The organism is uncultured Xanthomarina sp., from assembly GCF_963971605.1.
Classification (GTDB): Bacteria; Bacteroidota; Bacteroidia; order Flavobacteriales; family Flavobacteriaceae; genus Xanthomarina; species Xanthomarina gelatinilytica.
Map to the genome: position 1 here is coordinate 21,755 of NZ_CAXATZ010000027.1, position 18,305 is coordinate 40,059.

An 18,305-nucleotide genomic window follows, 5' to 3' on the forward strand; every position below is an offset into this window, starting at 1 on the left:
GGGTTTATACTATCTACGCATCCAGACTAGCCTTAGACGTTCCGTGGGGATATTTTATCATTTATTTAACAAAATCCGCTCTAAGCTTTGAACAGCTGCGCTAAGAAGTGTTAAAAAATATTAATTATTTGATTTTTAAGTGCTTAAGCCTTATTTTATATTAAAACACAAATATTATGAAACATATATTCACACTTATTTTAATGGTTCTTACAACAACTGTGTTTGCACAGGATCCCATGCTTCAAAAACCTGATAGAAGCCTGCATGAGGAGGTAAAATCACTAAGTTTGGCTTACAATAACGAATTGGCTTTAAATACCGATCAGTTAAAGGTTTTTGAAATCAAACTGGAAGAGTTCCTTATAAGAAGGGAAAAAATTGAAAACACATTGGAAGGTAGGGACGAATTGGAAGCCTTGTATCTTTTACAGGATCAGGAAACCGAAGAAATGAAAGACATTTTAACCAGAAACCAGATGCAAGTGTACACACGTGTAAAACCAAGCATTCAACCCATAACTACAGTGGACAAGAAAAGATAAAAAAGCTGTTACCACCAAACCACAAAAACCTTGTCCATACGACCCTTGGGATGCTTTATCCACACCATGGGAGATTGTTGATTTTCAAAATAAACAATCATCTTATCTGAAAAAGCATCCAAGCTAAGCCAAGACACATCAATTTGTGGTTGTAGTAACCAATTGGCCTTTTTGGGGATATAAAATTTGCAATCTTTAAAGTCAATTAAATCCCCTTGTTTTAAATAATAGCCCATGATACAAGCTGGATGGATCTCATGCCATTCGGCTTGTGTGTGTTTATAAGGCACAAACAATTGGGCTTTAAACAATACCTGTTGTTTGATGTTTGAGATATCCAACTGATAGGTGTTTAGGTATCTCAAGGTTTCTTGATGGTAGAGCAGTGGTAGTTGTTTGTGTTTCAATTTGTTCAGTTTTTCTACCAAACTATCTTTTCGATTGGGTCCTATCCAATGTTCCAATTCAGAAGAGCCAACAGTCTCATCATACACATAAAACTTATAGATAATTTCCAGGTGAATGGCTGTACCATCCTTCACCATTAAGGCATCTATTTCACCTAAAGTATGTTTTTCTTGCTGTATTTGCAGGTTTTGAGCCACCAAGTTTAGCTGTGGCACTTGCCGTAACTCATGAAACACAAACTGCTCCACACGTTTACCCAAACGGATGCCTTTGGGCAAAGGATCTGAAAAAGGCATGGATGTTTCTGTTGTAAGAGAGAACTGTTCCAACCCATAAACGGAGTTGTTCCACCACAGTTTTGGGGTATTTACATAGGCTTCGTATTGTAATTGGACAGCGTTCTTTGGCATGGTGGCAATTTACAAATTCAAAAGTTTAACAGTTCATTTAAATACAAGTTTCCCAAAAGTATTTATTTTTAAGTGCTTTAATAACCAACGCATCAATACCATGACATATTTAAAACTAGCAGCTTTTGTTTTTATCGTGTGTTTGCTATCCTGTAAAACAGATAAAAAAGAGGAACCTGCAATTGCTGAAGCTCCAGAATTTAAAATTGATTACGAAAAATTTACTTTGGATAATGGCCTGGAGGTCATTTTACATGAGGACCACAGCGATCCATTGATTGCGGTGGCTACCATGATGCATGTTGGTTCCAATAGGGAAGAGCCTGGTAAAACAGGTTTTGCACATTTCTTTGAGCATATGAGTTTTAACGATTCCGAAAATGTGCCGGTTGGTGCCAATAGAAAACTCATTCCAGAATGGGGAGGGAGTAGGAATGGTGGTACCTGGAGCGATGGAACCGTGTATTATGAAGTTGTGCCTAAGGATGCTTTTGAAAAAATCCTTTGGATAGATTCCGATCGTTTTGGTTACATGCTCAATACGGTAACAGAAGCTGCATTAGAGCGTGAAAAACAGGTGGTAAAAAACGAAAAAAGACAGCGTGTGGACAATGCTGCCTATGGCTATACCGATGAGATTATACGAAAAAACCTTTATCCAGAAGGCCATCCTTACAGTTGGACCGTAATAGGCGCCTTACCAGATTTGCAGGCAGCAACCATAGACGATGTTAAAACCTTTTATAAAAAATACTATGGTGCCAGTAATGCCACTTTGGTGATAGCTGGGGATATAGATATAGAAGAAACCAAAAAATTGGTAGAGAAGTGGTTTGGCGAAATCCCAAATGGTCCAGAGGTTGAAAAATTGATAGCCCAACCAGTGTACTTAGGGGAAACCAAAAGTTTGTATTTTGAAGACGACTTTGCCAAGCTCCCAGAATTGCGCATGGTATTTCCAACCGTAGAAGAATATCACAAGGATGTTTATGCCTTAAACATTTTAGGACAATTACTAAGTGGAAGTAAAAAAGCACCTTTATACCAAGTGGTGGTAGAGGAAGCGCAATTGGCACCAGCCATCAGCACTTACCAATCCAGTAATGAAATTGCAGGGGAGTTTATCATTCGGGTTAGGGCCAATGAAAATACCGATTTGGATGCTGTTAAAAAAGCCATTGATGAGGGCTTGAAACGCTTTGAAACCGAAGGTGTGAACCCTAGCGACCTAAAACGTATTAAAGCTGAGCTTGAAACCGGACTGTACCAAGGGGTCAGTACGGTGTTGAACAAAGCATTTCAACTGGCACAAGACAACGAGTTTCGTGGAGACCCTAGCTATATTACACAAACAGCCAAATTGACCAATGCCGTTACGGCCGATGATGTGATGCGTGTGTACAAATTATACCTGAAAGGCAGAAACTATGTTATGACCAGTGTGGTTCCAAAAGGCCAAAAACAATTGGCTGTTGAAAATAGTCAAGAAGCCACCGTTTGGAAAGAAGAAGTGGTACAAGGTGTTGCCAACGAAGAGGTAAGCCAAGGGGAAGAGGCTGTTTACGAAAAAACCCCAAGCAAACACGATAGAAGCGAACCTCCTTTTGGGGAATTGCCTCTGTTTAAATCGCCAGAGATATGGGAAAGTTCCTTAAACAATGGATTGAGCATGTATGGTATTGAGAACAAGGAGGTGCCTTTGGTACAATTTGATATCCGTATACCAGGTGGCGAATTATTGGATCCGAAAGGCAAAGAAGGCGTAGCAAACCTGTTTGCCGACTTACTCATGGAAGGTACAGCCACCAAAACCCCTGCCGAATTGGAAGAAGCCATAGGTTTACTTGGCGCCTCCATTACTATTTATTCCAGTAAGGAAGACCTACATATTGTTGGATCATGCTTGTCTAAAAACTTTAACGAAACCATGGCCTTGGTAAAAGAGATTATTCTGGAACCTCGTTGGGACGAAAATGAATTCAACAGGTTGAAACAGGCCTTGGAAACCAGCTTAAAAGGGAGAGAGGCCAACCCAAATGCCATTGGCAATTTGGCCATGCACAAACTGTTATATGGTGAGCAGCATAGGTTTGGAACAGCCGGATCAGGCACCTTGGAAAGCATCAAAAACATTGGTATGGACGACTTAAAAGCCTACTATCAGTATCTGTCACCTAAAGAGGCTGCCTTTCATATAGCTGGTGATATCAGTAAAGCTGAGACAGAACAAGCTTTGGCAGGACTTCAGGACTGGACTGGGGAGCCTGTTGAACTTCCAAAAGAACCCATTGCAGCTTTAGGCAAAAAAGGAACCTTATATTTTATAGATGTACCAGATGCCAAGCAATCGGTAATATATGTTGGAACATTGGCCTTATCCAGTAGCGATGAACAAGCCAATAACCTACAGTATGCCAACGAAATCTTAGGAGGTGGTTCCAGTGGCAGACTGTTTCAAACCCTTCGTATCCAGAAAGGATATACCTATGGGGCCTATTCCAGATTGGCCACCAGTGAAGAAATGGCACCATTTTATGTACAAACCAGCGTTAGGGCCAATGCCACCTTGCAATCTTTGAAGATCATTAAAGACATGTTAAGGGATTATGGCCAAAGCTTTACCGAAACAGAGGTGGACATAACCAAGAACAAAATCCTAAAAGCCAATACCACAGCTTATGAAAGTTTGGGCGCTAAACTGAATATTTTAACCGAGCTAAGTAAATATTATAAAAAAACAAGTTATTTGGTGGACGAGCAGGACGAATTAATAGCCATGAGCTTGGAGGACTATAAAAATATCATCAACAAACACATCAACGAACGGGAGATGATATATGTGGTGGTTGGTGATAAGGCCACACAGTTTTTCGAAGTAAAAAAATTGGGCAAGCCTGTTGTAGAACTGGATATCCATGGAAATCGCTTATAGTGTTCCTTTAAACGGTTTGAGTCAATGTTTTGTTTTGACAAAGGTCTTGGTAAAATTCAATTATCAAAATCCTTAAACACACAAGGACAGATTTCGCGGGATAATGTGGCTCAAGTATTGGTAAGATCTTTACATGAGAGAAGCATTTAAGGACATAAAACAATAATGGGGTTTGTAAAACCATATAATACTAAGCAAAAGCATTCTTATAAAAAGAATGCTTTTTAGTTTATAGCTAGTTCTAGGAGGTAGTTTCAAAATATTCTATTTTACATAATATAAATTATAGTGCAAATGTATTGTTTGCTGTTTCCGTATAGCTGGACTATTTTATATAATTGTAGATATGATTGCATTTAGGCTCATATCGTCAACTATTATGTAAAAGGAAATCAAAACGCTAACTTTAATAATTGTTATTTAAACGTTAGTTTTACGTTTATTTAAATTGCTGTATTTTTTTAATATTCAGAACTTGGGTCAATAAAATTTCAAATACGCGATTCTCAAGGATTTGGATTTAAGATATCTTTAGATTTAAAAACATTAGCTGTAGTCAGTTTTTGTTAATTAAAGGCATGTATGGAGATGCTTTGTCCTTTTGGTTTCCTATGGAATATTTGAGTGTTTGAGGCAGCTCTTACCCGGGGTTTATCCGGCTTAGACCCGAGGTTAACCCGAAGTTAACCCGAAGCAGCTACGGGTGAACCCCCTAGAAAGTCTTTGTTTATAAGGGTTTAAAGCAGTGTGACACACTGCATAACCTTGCTGTTTTTTAGGGAATAATATTGTTTTCCTTCCTGTTTTATGAATTGAATACCGAACCAAACCACTAGGGATGCATGTTTGGAAACTGCTGTTTTTACAGGGGTTTCGAGTGTTATTTGAAGGTTTTTATGTTCTATTTTACATAATAATGGCTGGGTTTTTTGAGTGGTGCCCAAGGCATTGTGTTTTGGTGTTATAGGTCTGTATGCTTTTTGGTTTGGTCGGCATTTGTAACCAGATACCACAGACAAGGCTGCAATAAGTTGGAAATGTGTAGCTGTTTTAGGTATTTTTTTTAGGTTTTTTTTGGAACTTTCTGGGATGTTAAGCGTAATGATCCGTCTGTTTTTTTTATTGGTAATAATTGGTTTTGCCGTATATATATTATCCAAAGCCAGGTTTTTGTTGAATTTGAAACCTATGAGGGCTTGTGGGTTGTTTGCCAGGTTGGCTTCCCTTTTTCCAGGGATCCCACTCCCCTCTTGGATGATATTGTAACAGGTGCCTGTAAGGCGACTAGACATTGTGGGGTCCTGAAACTGTTTGGTTGTTTCCAAAATACCGGTTCTGATGGCTTTTGAGAGCTTAGAAGCCCCACCGAACTCTTGGGTGTTTGCCTTAACCGTTTTGAATGCGGGATCGTTGTAGATGCGCTCTCTGGAAGGCCCAGTGGCTTTACGCTTAATGTACACACCCTTGAGTGGGTAGTAACACACCCCGTTTAAGGTACCTTTTAGCTTTATGATCCCTTTTTGTTTAGGCATTTGGTTATTAGGTGTTTAGGACAGTCTAAGATAGTAAAAAAAATTAAATGTATAAAAAAAAAGTGGCTTAAGATGTTGTTGGTTAGATGAATAGGATTTTGCTATTCGATTTTTGATTTGATTTTAGCCCTTGATGATGCTATCTAAAAATTCGTCATCTTCGTTAGCATTATTTGCTTGAGTTTCTCTTAATAACAATTCTTTTTCAATTTCAATTTGCTCTTTGTGGCTTTGCGCCAAAATGGTTTCCCAGGCTTCTTTACTAAGCATGGTTTCTTCTCCATCCCTAATTTCTTTCAATTCCATTTTGGCCGTTAGTATTGCGTTTTTTGCCCGAAACAATAAACTTTCTAATTTACTGGTGCTGTAGTCTTTCATGTTTTTTTTTGTTTATGTTAGGCTTTGATAATTTGAAACTAAGGATTTTTTAAGATTGTAAGGTGATTGAATTTATTTTAGTTAATTATTCACTTTTACTTTCATTAATTGAGTCATTGTTACAGAAAATGGCAAAGCAGAACCTCTTCCTTGCTTATTTTTATCTAAATTGGTTATGTCCCATTTTTGATTTTGCAACTCAACATCTGTAATCTCTTCAACCTTGTATACTAAATAATATTCTTGGGAAGGTACAGAAGGATATCCTTTATCAATTAATGTCTTTCTTGAAAATACACGAGGACCTGTTTCAGTAATTTTAAGCAATCGACTTGTTTTAGTTTCACCATTAGAATGTAATAACAAATATTTTGCACCAGCTTCACCTGGACCTAACCTTAGAGAGCCTCTTTTGGAATCAGCTCTAGCATTGTATAATTTACTTTTTATAATCCAATCCAAATGTACTTTGTCTTTGTAGAAAGCCACTAGTACATGCGTATCATCAGGTATTAAATTACGGTTTTTACCATATGTTTCAGGTAATTCTTCTTTAACTTCATCTTCTTTATTAGGTTCATTCTTGTAAACATCATATGTTCTAAAGGCAATTTTTTCACGTTGAGAAGCTCTATTAACAAAGTGGTCTATAATTTCTATAATGAAAGCTTTTAGCTCCCCAATACCACTATTATTTTTCGATGGTCGAACAGGGAAAGCACCTAATCCTGGTATAATCTCGTGAAACCCTTTTCTATTTATTGATTTATCACCTGGATATAAAACGTAAGCACCACCTGTTCTCCTTATGGCATCTTTATAAGCATGCATTTTAATTAAATCAGCATTTTTATAAATTCCTTTTCTGTTCTCAGTTTTTTCTTCATCTAAATCTTTTGCAGTATTCTGCTCGATAAAATCAGTTAGATTAGCTATTTTATATTTGGCATCAAAATGAACATGCACTATTAACTCTTGTCTTTCAGCTTCTTCGTCAGAAATTCCAAAAGGCCAAATAGACAAGGTGTAATCCGGTCTTAATGTGGTAGTCCAACTTCCTGAATCAGGATATTTTTTTCTCCCATTAAATGAACGGTTATAATTAAATTGAATATTTAGTTTTCTAGTGACTGCATTGAACACACCTTTTAATGCAGTAAATTTCCCTTGTTTTATTCGAATATTTAGGCCATTATCCGTTTCCTCTATCAACTCAGAGATATCTTTAGGGTCTATATCGAAGAGTTCTTGAAATAGGTCTAACAGTTTAAAGAAGAGCCAATATTCATAAAGTGTAGCAATGTCCTTTTTTCCTGCACCATATACATCTTCGCCACCTTGCCAAATCAATTTTGCTGCTAGTTCAAACATTAGCCATGTTCGTAAAACCTCTCTATAACCTTCTTTTCTTTGAAGGATTGGGCTATTAAGTTTTAAAGTGTTTGGTCTGGAAATATCTTTAAAAACAGAATGTTGTAACTGAGTCTCTAATGCACTGATTAATATTTTTGACTCGGAATCAAGTTTCGAATTTTTATCAGCAGCTTTGTTAATGTCAGAACAAAACTTTAAGAATGTTTCTAAAGCATGTTTTATAAAACGATTTTCTGGTGTATCAACTGAATCTGTTTTACGGACAGTATTAATTCTTTCAGGAAGTGTTTTGATACCATAACTTTTTAAATAATGACCACTGGGTAAATTTGTTCTTTTCCCTCCTTTTACTAATTCTTTTACGGTGGTATTTGTGAACCTTCTTACGCTTCTAACATCCTTTTCTTCAAATGCGTCAGACCACTTAGTTACTGGTGCTGTCACTATTCTATGTACAGCATCCTTAAACTCTGCCGAATTAATTATTGATTTAATGAAGGCAAATTTTTGATATAATGTTTGACTATCTTTTGAATAGTCTACATCAAAATGATGAGAAACTGGCGAATTAGATTGTAACAGTAAATCGGTGCATTTCTCTGTAATGAGTTCAAGCATGTCTCTGTAATCATCTCGATAACCAGACTTAATAGATTGAACTTCTAATTCAATTGATTTACACTTTTCTTGATTTACCTTTTTTATCAAAGGAATTTCTAGTGTTCCAACAAATATATTCGGTGAGATTGTGCCAATGTTTGAGTGGCGTTTATGTTCTTGAATGATATTCTCACCAATGTCTTCTAGTTTGTAATTGTCATCACTAATTTCATAGTCATAATAACAACCTTCAATCAATTGAAAACGAGCTTCATTGTTATCAACAGCAGTATCGATTCCATCAAATAAGGTTCCTTCTCTTTTGGAGCTTATCCAAAGCTTCAAACCTTCTTGAACAGAATCTAAGTTTATTTCTATTTCAGAAAATTCTTTCATGAATTAAGCCTCAGCATAACTTGCGAATCCATTATCTACTGCTCCTTTGTACATTCTTGCAATTTTTTCTAAAGACAAAGGGTAAAGCACTTGATCACTAGAGTAATCAAAATCATCTTTCTCAAAAACATCCTTAACCACCTTTAAGTCTTCAGTTAAACAAAAACCACCTAAGGTTTCTAAAATAGGACATAATTTTCTTCTTGAACCATGAAGCTTTGGTAACAGCTTTTGCATTATTGCAATATCGATCTTATCAGAAGTTTTAAGATTATTTTCTAATGTATCTAATTGATTAATCAATCTTAGAATTTCAGAAGCACTTCTATAACCAAACTCTGCACCTGTTTTTTGTAATTCGCCAAAGAAATTAAGCAGTGTTTCTTTAATTTCATCCAGATCTTTGGTGATGAATAATTTGTTGTTTGAAAGCTTGATGAAGTTTTGAGCCATATTAGCTCCTTCAGCTAACAAAGCTTCCATATTTAGGCTGTTTGCTGTGCTAAGGAAACCTTCCATTTCGGTTTTATTAATGCGAAACTCTATGGTATTGGCTCTATCTAAAACTTTTGGACTAAACATATTAGTTGTTTCATCAATATTTACGGTACCTATAACAAATAAGTTTGTCGGCACTTTCAGTTTTGAAGGAACGCCATTATCCACTGTACCCTCAGCATAAAGTGGAATTTCTTCATTCGATTCCATTACACTTAGGAAATCTGCAAAATATCGTTCTACATGACTCAAATTCATTTCGTCTAATATCAGGAAATGAGGAAGTTCAGGATTTGCGTTTGCTTGTAAAATGAGGTCTATAACCCCACTATCTGGTTTTACATATTCTTCAGGTTTTAATGCGTTAGGATATCCAAGCAACGGTTCTCGATTGGTCCAATCTGCACCTACTGGAATAATGCGATATTGACTTTCTTCCTGACAAATCCATTGCACATAGGCTTGAGCTAATTTGGTCTTACCAGAACCTGATAAACCGGTTAAAATGATAAATGGTTTTGTTAAAAGGGAACTCACAAATCGAGTAATGAGTTTATCTGAGTACACTAAACCTGCATTTTTGCAAGAATCTTGAAAATGTTTGATGTTAAATGGTTCGTGATTCATTGGTTCAATATGCTTTTTGGTCAGTTCTGAAATTCTGATGGATTTATACTCTGAAATTAATTGTTTTAAATCCTGATTAATTTTATTCTTATTTAATTCTTTATTTAAGTCATAAACAGCGAATATATATGATGCACCATATCTATCAGGTTTTTGATTGTAGGTTCTTTTAAAGTATTCATTAATAGTTTCTTTAGAATTATTTTCCCAAACCATTTCAGGTTCATTCGTTTCACTAATTCCGTATGCTAGAATTAATAAATCAAATTCTTTATAATATAGAAACACGGGATATATACCTTTACTAGTAGTATTTGGCTCCTTTAAAAAAGAAATCCAAGGAATTCTCGCTGTATTGCCTTGTCCGAAACTTACCTTAACCGTTGTGTCTAAATACTCTGATTTAAAATGTTTTGTTTTTAGATTATTTGTCTTGGCTTGTTTAAGAAACAACTCTAACTGTTCACTATACCCCATTTTTAAAATCTATTTGTTACTCATCCTCAACTAAAAGTTCTTTTGCGCTTACTTTTAATATTTCAGCAATGTCATAAAGGCATTCAATACTTGGTTGCCTTCTATTTTGCACATAGGAGTTTACCATATTATAGCTCTTGCCCAATTGTTCAGCCAACCAGATTTGTTTGATTCCCTTTTCTTCTAAAACCTCTTTTATTCGGTTCATTTTTTTGAATTGTTTAATTGACTTGTTGTTATTCATTTTTCAATGGTCAAGTCGAACTTACGTTTCAGTCCGCAAAATAGGAATAATAATTTAATATCTCATTAAATGAGTATATAAACGATTATTTTTTTGGTTGAGTTTTGGAAAAAGGGCTTGACTGTATGTTTTCTTTTTAAAGTTTGAGTACACCTAATCTTATCAACTCAAATATGAATGACATATGAGGTTCTCTGCTTGTTGACAGGAAAGGTTCTTGTTAAAACCTAAAAGTATTATCTACAACATTCTCATCCGAACGTGTTCCAAATGGATCTATAGAGATGTATTTAGGCACTTGGTTAACAATTAGTTTTATTTCTGTTTCTTCTTTATTGATGGTATGCGATTGATAGTACAGCAGTGCATTATCATCCTTTATTTTGGATTGATGCGTATTAAAAACCCCCATTTTAATAGGCTCATTAATGGGGATTTGTTTAATTTCCCCTGTATCCAAAGTTTGAAAACGCTTTGCTTTTACAATCACCGAAACTTCATAGGTTCCATTTTCCAATGGACGGTAAGCCCCTTTTTCCAAACTTAAATCGTAGGCAATGACACGTTTAAACCAATCATCAACCAACACATGGTGTTCTTGCGGTGTGACATTGTAAACCTCGTTTAAAAACTCAATGGTATTGGCTTCCAACTTATTGCTATTTCTGTGTCTGTCTGTTATTGTTTTTATAACTTGATTTAGCTTTGATTCACCTATCAAATCCCTTAAGGCAAGCAATGTGGTTAACATTTTTCCGTAAGAAATATAACCTTGTCCTGATACTTTATAAACTGGTGGTTCTATAGTGTTTGCAAACGAACGCCCAGAAAAGTATCTGCTTCTGGCATTTTCATTTAATTGATAAATGGCACTTTTACCAAATAGTTTTTCCATAACAACGGCTTCTGTATATTTTGCAAATCCTTCAACAAACAAAGAAGCGCCTGCCACTGGTTTTGCCGTTAAGGTGTGCCCCCAATATTGATGTGCTACTTCATGAATGGTTCGTTTTGCCACCAAGTTGAAGGTTTCTGGATGGCTAACATTTTTTAAATACAGCATATCCTCTACCATACTGATAACACCTGGATGCGCAAAGCCTCCAAAGGGCCAATGTGCAGGCACTTCTGCAATTCTAACATAATCAAAATTGTAGGTTCCAAAATGTTCCTGACAATAGTTTAATGTTTCTTTGACACTGTTTTCAATGTCTTTGATGTTAAAATCATGATTTGCATCGTAATATTGTTCTATGGAAATGCCGTTGTGCACTACTTGTTTTGTTTTATAGTTTGCTGAAAAATATCCTATGGCTGGCATGATTTTATCTTTTGATTTATAGTGAAAATAATTCCTGCCGTTTTCAGTCCATTGGTTTAGTAACTGACCCGAACTTATGGCAGTTTGGTCCCTATCGGTTGATATGATGGTTTCGAAAGTTACTTTTTCAAATTTGATGTCTTCCATGACCATATGTGCATCTGAATTGTTTTCTGCTTCACGTTCTGGTAAATTTCGCTTTTTTCGTTCTATATGATTCGTGATTTCCAATCCGGAAGTATAGCCCAAAACAGGTTCGAAATTGCTAAAACGATTGATATACGTTCCATTGTTTACTATGGAAACATCTGTTTCATACCCTTTTAATTCATGCTTCAGATGATACGAAAGTGCTACCGAATCGTTAGGCTGCAATGGATTGTTGAACTTAAACAAATAGGTTTGGTAAACGCTATCATGAAACACCAGATTGGCATTTTCCATTCGAATGCTTTTTAACGGGATCCGTTCTGTAATGAATAATTCTGCTACAGGTGCCTCACTTTTGTTTTTCAACATATAATGCGCTTTAACCGTATAGCGTCGTTCTTTTGGATAGATGGCAACCTCTGTTTTTACAGCCGTACGAACCAAGCTTTCCAAGCTATCATATTTTTTATATTGTCGTTCATAGTTCTCACGGAAATCCAATTGTTCGCTTTGCGTTACATAATCATTCACGATATTTGTATTATAAAACACCAAACTTCCAGAGCCCATAAATAACAGTGTAAAACATGCAAAAGCCAATTTTTGCAGTTTGGACCAATCCTGTTTTAACTGTTTCCATTTTAGGGAAAACGTAGCCACTACGCCTCTATTCCATATTTTAAAAGAAATGATGACCAAGAGCAATCCCAAAGCGAACCAATATATGGCGAGATGATTGAATAAGCTGGAAACGGCATAGAAACCATCCATGTTATTGGACTGTAACCTTGGCAGATACCCTATACTTGTTAATGGATGCTCCAGCCCTATTAGGTTGGATTTAAAACTTAAAAGCACCATGAGTCCGAAGATACCCATGCCCAGGTATTTATTTGTAACCAAGCTATTGACAAACAAGGCTATCATGCAAAATACCATTAACTGAAGGCCGTAATGATAATACAGGGAAGCATATAAACCGAATTCAAAATTTGAATAACCCAAACTGATTTGGAATGCCAAACACATTACAATCCCTGTTGTTATCAAGATGATAGGTAACAGTAATAAGGCAGCAAATTTTGAAAGAAAGAACACTCCATTTTTTGCTGGAGTGGCATCAATAATACTATTAAAATTTAAGCTACGCTCCCGCCATACAATTTCTGAACTATAGAAGATGATTACTATTAGGCTAAAAATGCTTAAGGGATCCACAATTAGGTTTATGAGTTGATTGGTAAACGGATATATGGGTACACCATATTCACCACCACTAACAACCGTTGCATATAATTCCGAAAAAACAATACAAAGCCACATAATGAGCACAGCAATAAATGGCAAGCTTCTAAAAACATGTTTTAATTCCATTTTTAACAAGGATAAAAAAGCCAAACTTTGTCCCTTAAAATGATAGTATGTCTTGACTGTTTTATATGCTACTGGCCGTTGTTCTTCATTTTTTATGCTAGGTTCTTTTTTAACTTTTTTAGTCAGTTTTCTAAATGAAAACAATTGATAGGTAGCCCAAAGCACTACCAAGGCAACAAGCATCCAAACAACCCTGTTTAAAAGAAACAAGCCTGAAAAAGACAGTAGCTGTGTGTTTTTTTGAAATGGTGTCCAATACTGTGTTTGCTCGAAAAACGCAGCAATTCCAAAAGGGTCTACTACAGCAGCCATAGCCATGCTTTCTGGGGAAGCCGGAACTGCTTGTGCCAGTAATGGCGAATTTAAAAAGATGGAACTCACAAAATAAAGTGTGTAAACAAACACTGCACTCACATAGGTTGCCGTACTGTTTTTGGTTAGCGTACACACAGAAAAGATGATACTTGAACAGATAAAAATGTTGGGAATTACCATATACAGAAAGGGCTGAATATAGGTTAACCAATTAAAATCCGCTATGCGTTCCGTATCTAAATTAGACAAATGTAGCCCTAAACAATACCCTAACAGAAAAGGTGTAAAAGCCAGAACACTAAACATGAACGTTCCTAAAAAACGACTCCAAAAATAATGGCTTTTTTTAATGGACGAGCTATATATTAAAGGCTCCATTTGGTGCTGTTTGTCTCGAAGCATGGCACTTACAGCAAAAAACATAATGATAAAAACACTCCCTAAAGTAAAAAGACTGGTATAAAAATACACTTGAAAGGGCGCATTAAAATGAATACCAGTTGGTGCATGACCTTGACGGCCAACAAACACACCCAATGCCAAAAACAAGAGGGCAAATATGGGGAATGCACGTTGTTTTAATTGATAAAAAGCTTCGAATTGTACTATTTTTTTAAACATGGTTAGCCTTTTAAATTGTTGTGATTATACAATGTGGCGAAATAATAATCTTCTAGATTTGGTACGATTGGCTCAAACCCAATTTCTGGTTGCTGTTCAGACCATACACGGATTTGTGTTTCTCCAGAAACTAGTTTTATTGAGATTACATCATATGTTTTTTGGTAGCTGTCAACGTCCTTTTTAGGAATTATTTTGGTCCAGATCTTGCCTTCAATATGTTTAACCAAATCCGTAGGATTTCCTTGGGATATAATTTCGCCATCAGCAAGTATGGCCATTTTAGGACAAAGGTTTTTTACATCTTCTACAATATGAGTGGAAAGAATAACAATAACGTTTTCGCCTATTTCACTCAAGAGGTTTAAAAAGCGATTGCTTTCTTCTGGATCCAGTCCTGCTGTGGGTTCATCCACAATAATTAATTGTGGATTGGCCAATAAAGCTTGTGCGATACCAAAACGTTGGCGCATACCACCGGAAAATGTATGGACGGCTTTTTTTCTGTGTTGGTATAAATTCACTTGTTGCAAAAGTGCCGTGACTTGTGCGTTTCGTTCTTTATGATTGATGATGCCTTTTAAAACCGCCAAATGGTTCAATAATTTTTCAGCAGATATTTTTGGATACACCCCAAACTCTTGAGGCAAATATCCAAGCTGCTTTCTTATCTCATGAGGGTGTTTAACCACATCTATATTGTTAAATAAAACACTTCCTGAAGAGGGTTCCTGTAAAGAAGCAATGGTGCGCATGAGTGATGATTTTCCTGCGCCATTGGAGCCCAACAAACCAAACATGCCATTGGTGATTTCCAAAGTAATTCCGTTTAATGCTTTGACACCATTGGGATAGGTCTTGGTAAGATTATTAATTTGTAAGGTATTCATTGTCTGTTTGTTTTTTAATTGGATGTAAATGTTATCACAAACATACAGACCTGATTTAGGTTCTTAAAGTATAGATGACAAATCAAATTATAATGCTGTTATACACTATGCAAACCTCTATAAATGGGGTTCATATAAAAAAAGAACACGTTTATATTAAAAAGTATGGTGTTGGTACAAATAGTTGTGAAGACGGGATAACATAAGTATTTTTGACCTATGTTTCAGTTTTTAAAAAAATACAAAGCCTTTCTTATTGGGTTGTTGCTTATAGTTCCCATATTTTATATGTTGGATTATATTGGGTTCCTTCTTCTGCCTGAAAACCAAACCCTTGAGATTGTTATTTATGCCATATTTTGGGGTATTATCATGGCTTTGCCCTTTCATTATTATACCTACCTAAAGGAAAAAAAGAAAACGGTTTTTAGGGTTTTAGGTTTAGTAGCACTCTTTTTTATTGCGCTAGTAATAGATAGCTCCATGAAGGTTCCAGACAACCCCATAACCTTTAGCTTATTAATAGGATTCTGGATTGGTCTTGCCTATGTTTTAATCCCGACATTCATTAAAAAATACTGGACATTAATAGCCTTTATTTACACGCCGTTATTTTTGTATTTTTTGTATTTGAGGTTGTTTTCTGGCGATTTGGAAACCTATTTGAAAATTAAAGAAGAGCTTCCGTTTTTTATCTTCTTTTTACCCATACCTGTGTTGTTCTTGGTTTGGGTTTTTGAACAATGGAAATGGGTTCAAAACTTAAAAGCAGAAAAATCCAAAACAGAATTGTCATTATTGCGCAGCCAGGTAAATCCTCATTTTTTCTTTAACACCTTGAATAATCTGTATGCTTTAACCATTAAAAATTCCAAACAAGCACCAGATGTTATCTTGAAATTATCTGATATGATGCGTTATACCATTTACGAAGGTGAAAAAGAAACCGTAAAACTGGGTGATGAAATTGAATACCTTAAAAACTATATGGAGCTGCACAAAATTCGGTATAAAAAATCTGTGGACCTGTCCTTTAAGCATGATGTCAATCCCAATTTGCAAATAGCTCCTTTACTATTCATCATTCTATTGGAAAACGCCTTTAAACATGGTGTTGAAACGCTTTCAGAAAACGCATTCATACATATACACCTGTATGAAGACGCAGACAGTATCTATTTTAACATTGAAAATAATTTCGATTCCAAAGAGATGAGTCAGACTAAAGGCATCGGGCTCGCCAACCTAAAACGCAGATTGTCCTTACTTTACCCAAAAAAGTACGAGCTCAATAATTATATAGAAGGTACTATTTATAAATCCACTTTAAAAATTTCCAAACATGCTTAAATACATAATTATAGATGATGAGCCTTTAGCGCATGAAATTATTGAAGAATTTTGTGGTATGCTACCACATTTACAATTGGAAAAGCATTGTTATAATGCCATGGAAGCCATGCAGTTTTTAAACGAAAACACTGTGGATTTTATGTTTTTGGATATTAATATGCCAAAACTTAAAGGCCTCGATTTTTTAAAAACGCTTGCAAATCCTCCCAAAACCATTATTACCACAGCTTATAAGGAACATGCCATTGAAGGGTTTGAGTTAAACGTTGTAGATTATATTTTAAAGCCGTTTAGCTTTGATCGATTGGTGACAGCTGTAAATAAAGTATCAAATACTATTCAAACTCCAAACTCGGTACGTGAAGACGTTTCAACTTCTGAAACCAAACCTAAACAATTCTTTGTAAAAGGTGACAAAAAGCAGCATCAAATAGCTATAAACAACTTGTTGTACATTGAAGCTTATGGCAACTACACCAAACTGTTTTTAGAGGATGACATGATTGTAAGCCATGAAAAAATATCGTATTATGAAACCTTGCTAGAGGCTTCCAACTATTTAAGGGTTCACAAATCGTTTTTGGTTTCCATTGGCAAAATTAAGTTTATTGAAGGCAATCGTATTGTAATCAAAGACCATAAAATACCCATAGGTCAAACCTACAAAAGCCGGATCAATAAGCTATATGGCAGTTAATTAGCATGCCACATAAGTTGTGCTTCCCTCCTACACTTCGTCTTCGCTCAGCACTGGCTAATCGTATAAAACAAGTTTATCCGCTCTCTCATTTATGAGAAATAAGGGCTCATGAATCTTGTATCGCAATGGGCCAGGTTTATAATTTCAACTAATTATTTATTCGTCTTGTTTTTTTTGTTTTTTCCAAATAAAATAAAGAACGATAATTATTATGGGTAAAATAACAAAAACAATCAAATCAAACGGTCTGGTTAAATCCACGATACCACTGTCCCTTGGGTTTTGTGAATAGGTGGATTTTTGTATCATTAAGAAGTATAAAGTGTTTTGCATGTTGTTTTTTTATGTTGATTGCTTAAATTACAAAATTTCAAATGGAATTTCAGATTATTGGCTTATTGTTTTTTGCTCAATTCATCCACATGCATCATATAGGTAGCAATGGCATCCAGTTCTTCATCGGTTATTTTCTTTAAAAACCCATCAATATTGTCTTGCATAATGGCCACTTGACTAGCAGTGGTATCCACTATTGGTTTGGCATGACCTTTTAAAAAGGCAACAATATCGGCATCATGGGCTTTGTATACCTGCATGATTTCAACCACCGAAGGCGCTTTGTGTTTGCTATCTATGGCATGGCAGGTTATACAGGTTTTTTCAGAAAAGAGTCTGTTGCCAAGAAATATTTTTGAGTCCTGACTTAATTCCGTAGGTGCTTTAGAGTCATCCTTTACTTCTTTTAAAGCATTCTTATCAGTTTTACAACTGCTAACCAATAAGATAACTATTAAAAAACGCATACTACAATATATTTTTTGAAAAGCTATTTGAATATAGCTGTTACTAATATAGCTAATATTTTATAAGATGTACTAGATTTTAAGTAAAGGGCAATCTATTAGTGAGCGACCTTTGCCTTTTTATATATCTTTATTTTATAAATTACGATTAATGAATTTTTTACTCACTGTCTTGTTTTTTATTGATTTCTCCATATGAAATAAAGAATAATGATGATATTAGGCAAAATAATAAAAGGGACTAGATAAAAAAGTCTTGTTTGGTCTATTGTTCCAATATCCCCTGATTTAGGAGAGTAGGAAGAAATTTGCGAGATAATGGTTAACTTTATTAGGACCATATACCTGATACCAGCC

Annotated in this window: 14 protein-coding genes; 4 read left to right on the forward strand and 10 right to left on the reverse strand. The window is 35.5% G+C overall.

What is annotated here, in order from left to right; translation table 11 throughout:
* Positions 1 to 176 precede the first annotated feature (176 nt).
* Positions 177 to 545 (forward strand): hypothetical protein, encoded by a 369-nt coding sequence (locus AACY93_RS10215; protein ID WP_286827628.1) that lies wholly within the window; start codon positions 177 to 179, stop codon positions 543 to 545.
* Between the two features lie 8 nt (positions 546 to 553).
* Here AACY93_RS10215 and AACY93_RS10220 read toward each other — a convergent pair whose 3' ends face one another.
* Positions 554 to 1,363 carry a DUF1853 family protein gene (locus AACY93_RS10220; protein WP_286827629.1) on the reverse strand — a complete coding sequence of 270 codons (810 nt, stop codon included), beginning with the start codon at positions 1,361 to 1,363 and terminating at the stop codon, positions 554 to 556.
* A 100-nt stretch (positions 1,364 to 1,463) separates the two neighbouring features.
* Between AACY93_RS10220 and AACY93_RS10225 the strand changes: the two genes are divergently transcribed.
* A complete protein-coding gene (locus AACY93_RS10225; RefSeq protein ID WP_286827630.1) occupies positions 1,464 to 4,295 on the forward strand; it encodes a pitrilysin family protein in 2,832 nt (943 codons plus the stop codon).
* Between the two features lie 737 nt (positions 4,296 to 5,032).
* Here AACY93_RS10225 and AACY93_RS10230 read toward each other — a convergent pair.
* The 7 genes from AACY93_RS10230 to AACY93_RS10260 all read right to left on the reverse strand — a co-directional run bounded on the left by AACY93_RS10230 (position 5,033) and on the right by AACY93_RS10260 (position 15,092).
* The gene (locus AACY93_RS10230) at positions 5,033 to 5,827 is read right to left on the reverse strand and encodes a hypothetical protein (RefSeq protein WP_286854194.1); all 795 of its coding nucleotides are present in this window, start codon (positions 5,825 to 5,827) and stop codon (positions 5,033 to 5,035) included.
* A 123-nt stretch (positions 5,828 to 5,950) separates the two neighbouring features.
* A complete protein-coding gene (locus tag AACY93_RS10235) occupies positions 5,951 to 6,205 on the reverse strand; it encodes a hypothetical protein (RefSeq protein ID WP_286854192.1) in 255 nt (84 codons plus the stop codon).
* Between the two features lie 81 nt (positions 6,206 to 6,286).
* On the reverse strand, positions 6,287 to 8,575 hold the full coding sequence (locus AACY93_RS10240; protein WP_286854190.1) for a DUF2357 domain-containing protein: 2,289 nt from the start codon (positions 8,573 to 8,575) through the stop codon (positions 6,287 to 6,289).
* A 3-nt stretch (positions 8,576 to 8,578) separates the two neighbouring features.
* The gene (locus tag AACY93_RS10245; protein WP_286854187.1) at positions 8,579 to 10,177 is read right to left on the reverse strand and encodes a DUF3578 domain-containing protein; all 1,599 of its coding nucleotides are present in this window, start codon (positions 10,175 to 10,177) and stop codon (positions 8,579 to 8,581) included.
* A gap of 16 nt (positions 10,178 to 10,193) precedes the next feature.
* Complete coding sequence (locus AACY93_RS10250) at positions 10,194 to 10,385, reverse strand: helix-turn-helix transcriptional regulator (protein ID WP_286854185.1); 192 nt, start codon at positions 10,383 to 10,385, stop codon at positions 10,194 to 10,196.
* A 256-nt stretch (positions 10,386 to 10,641) separates the two neighbouring features.
* Positions 10,642 to 14,202 (reverse strand): M1 family aminopeptidase, encoded by a 3,561-nt coding sequence (locus AACY93_RS10255; protein WP_286854183.1) that lies wholly within the window; start codon positions 14,200 to 14,202, stop codon positions 10,642 to 10,644.
* A 2-nt stretch (positions 14,203 to 14,204) separates the two neighbouring features.
* Complete coding sequence (locus AACY93_RS10260) at positions 14,205 to 15,092, reverse strand: ABC transporter ATP-binding protein (RefSeq protein ID WP_007651669.1); 888 nt, start codon at positions 15,090 to 15,092, stop codon at positions 14,205 to 14,207.
* Between the two features lie 219 nt (positions 15,093 to 15,311).
* Here AACY93_RS10260 and AACY93_RS10265 point away from each other — a divergent pair, with 219 nt between their 5' ends.
* Positions 15,312 to 16,442 (forward strand): histidine kinase, encoded by a 1,131-nt coding sequence (locus AACY93_RS10265; RefSeq protein ID WP_287005790.1) that lies wholly within the window; start codon positions 15,312 to 15,314, stop codon positions 16,440 to 16,442.
* Entirely contained in the window at positions 16,435 to 17,142 is a 708-nt protein-coding gene (locus tag AACY93_RS10270) for a response regulator transcription factor (RefSeq protein WP_007651667.1), read from the forward strand. The genes AACY93_RS10265 and AACY93_RS10270 overlap by 8 nt, the downstream gene beginning before the upstream one ends.
* A 159-nt stretch (positions 17,143 to 17,301) precedes the next feature.
* Here the strand turns inward: AACY93_RS10270 and AACY93_RS10275 are convergent, their stop codons facing one another.
* Both AACY93_RS10275 and AACY93_RS10280 read right to left on the reverse strand, forming a co-directional pair.
* A complete protein-coding gene (locus AACY93_RS10275; RefSeq protein WP_007651666.1) occupies positions 17,302 to 17,478 on the reverse strand; it encodes a hypothetical protein in 177 nt (58 codons plus the stop codon).
* A 62-nt stretch (positions 17,479 to 17,540) separates the two neighbouring features.
* Positions 17,541 to 17,948, reverse strand: coding sequence for a cytochrome c (locus tag AACY93_RS10280; RefSeq protein WP_287005787.1), 408 nt, complete (start codon positions 17,946 to 17,948; stop codon positions 17,541 to 17,543).
* Between the last annotated feature and the right edge of the window lie 357 nt (positions 17,949 to 18,305).

Bases quoted from the DNA above. Each gene is read 5' to 3' on its own strand.
- AACY93_RS10215 (WP_286827628.1), top strand. From the start codon at position 177: ATGAAACATATATTCACACTTATTTTAATGGTTCTTACAACAACTGTG.
- AACY93_RS10220 (WP_286827629.1), bottom strand. From the start codon at position 1,363: ATGCCAAAGAACGCTGTCCAATTACAATACGAAGCCTATGTAAATACC.
- AACY93_RS10225 (WP_286827630.1), top strand. From the start codon at position 1,464: ATGACATATTTAAAACTAGCAGCTTTTGTTTTTATCGTGTGTTTGCTA.
- AACY93_RS10230 (WP_286854194.1), bottom strand. From the start codon at position 5,827: ATGCCTAAACAAAAAGGGATCATAAAGCTAAAAGGTACCTTAAACGGG.
- AACY93_RS10235 (WP_286854192.1), bottom strand. From the start codon at position 6,205: ATGAAAGACTACAGCACCAGTAAATTAGAAAGTTTATTGTTTCGGGCA.
- AACY93_RS10240 (WP_286854190.1), bottom strand. From the start codon at position 8,575: ATGAAAGAATTTTCTGAAATAGAAATAAACTTAGATTCTGTTCAAGAA.
- AACY93_RS10245 (WP_286854187.1), bottom strand. From the start codon at position 10,177: ATGGGGTATAGTGAACAGTTAGAGTTGTTTCTTAAACAAGCCAAGACA.
- AACY93_RS10250 (WP_286854185.1), bottom strand. From the start codon at position 10,385: ATGAACCGAATAAAAGAGGTTTTAGAAGAAAAGGGAATCAAACAAATC.
- AACY93_RS10255 (WP_286854183.1), bottom strand. From the start codon at position 14,202: ATGTTTAAAAAAATAGTACAATTCGAAGCTTTTTATCAATTAAAACAA.
- AACY93_RS10260 (WP_007651669.1), bottom strand. From the start codon at position 15,092: ATGAATACCTTACAAATTAATAATCTTACCAAGACCTATCCCAATGGT.
- AACY93_RS10265 (WP_287005790.1), top strand. From the start codon at position 15,312: ATGTTTCAGTTTTTAAAAAAATACAAAGCCTTTCTTATTGGGTTGTTG.
- AACY93_RS10270 (WP_007651667.1), top strand. From the start codon at position 16,435: ATGCTTAAATACATAATTATAGATGATGAGCCTTTAGCGCATGAAATT.
- AACY93_RS10275 (WP_007651666.1), bottom strand. From the start codon at position 17,478: ATGCAAAACACTTTATACTTCTTAATGATACAAAAATCCACCTATTCA.
- AACY93_RS10280 (WP_287005787.1), bottom strand. From the start codon at position 17,948: ATGCGTTTTTTAATAGTTATCTTATTGGTTAGCAGTTGTAAAACTGAT.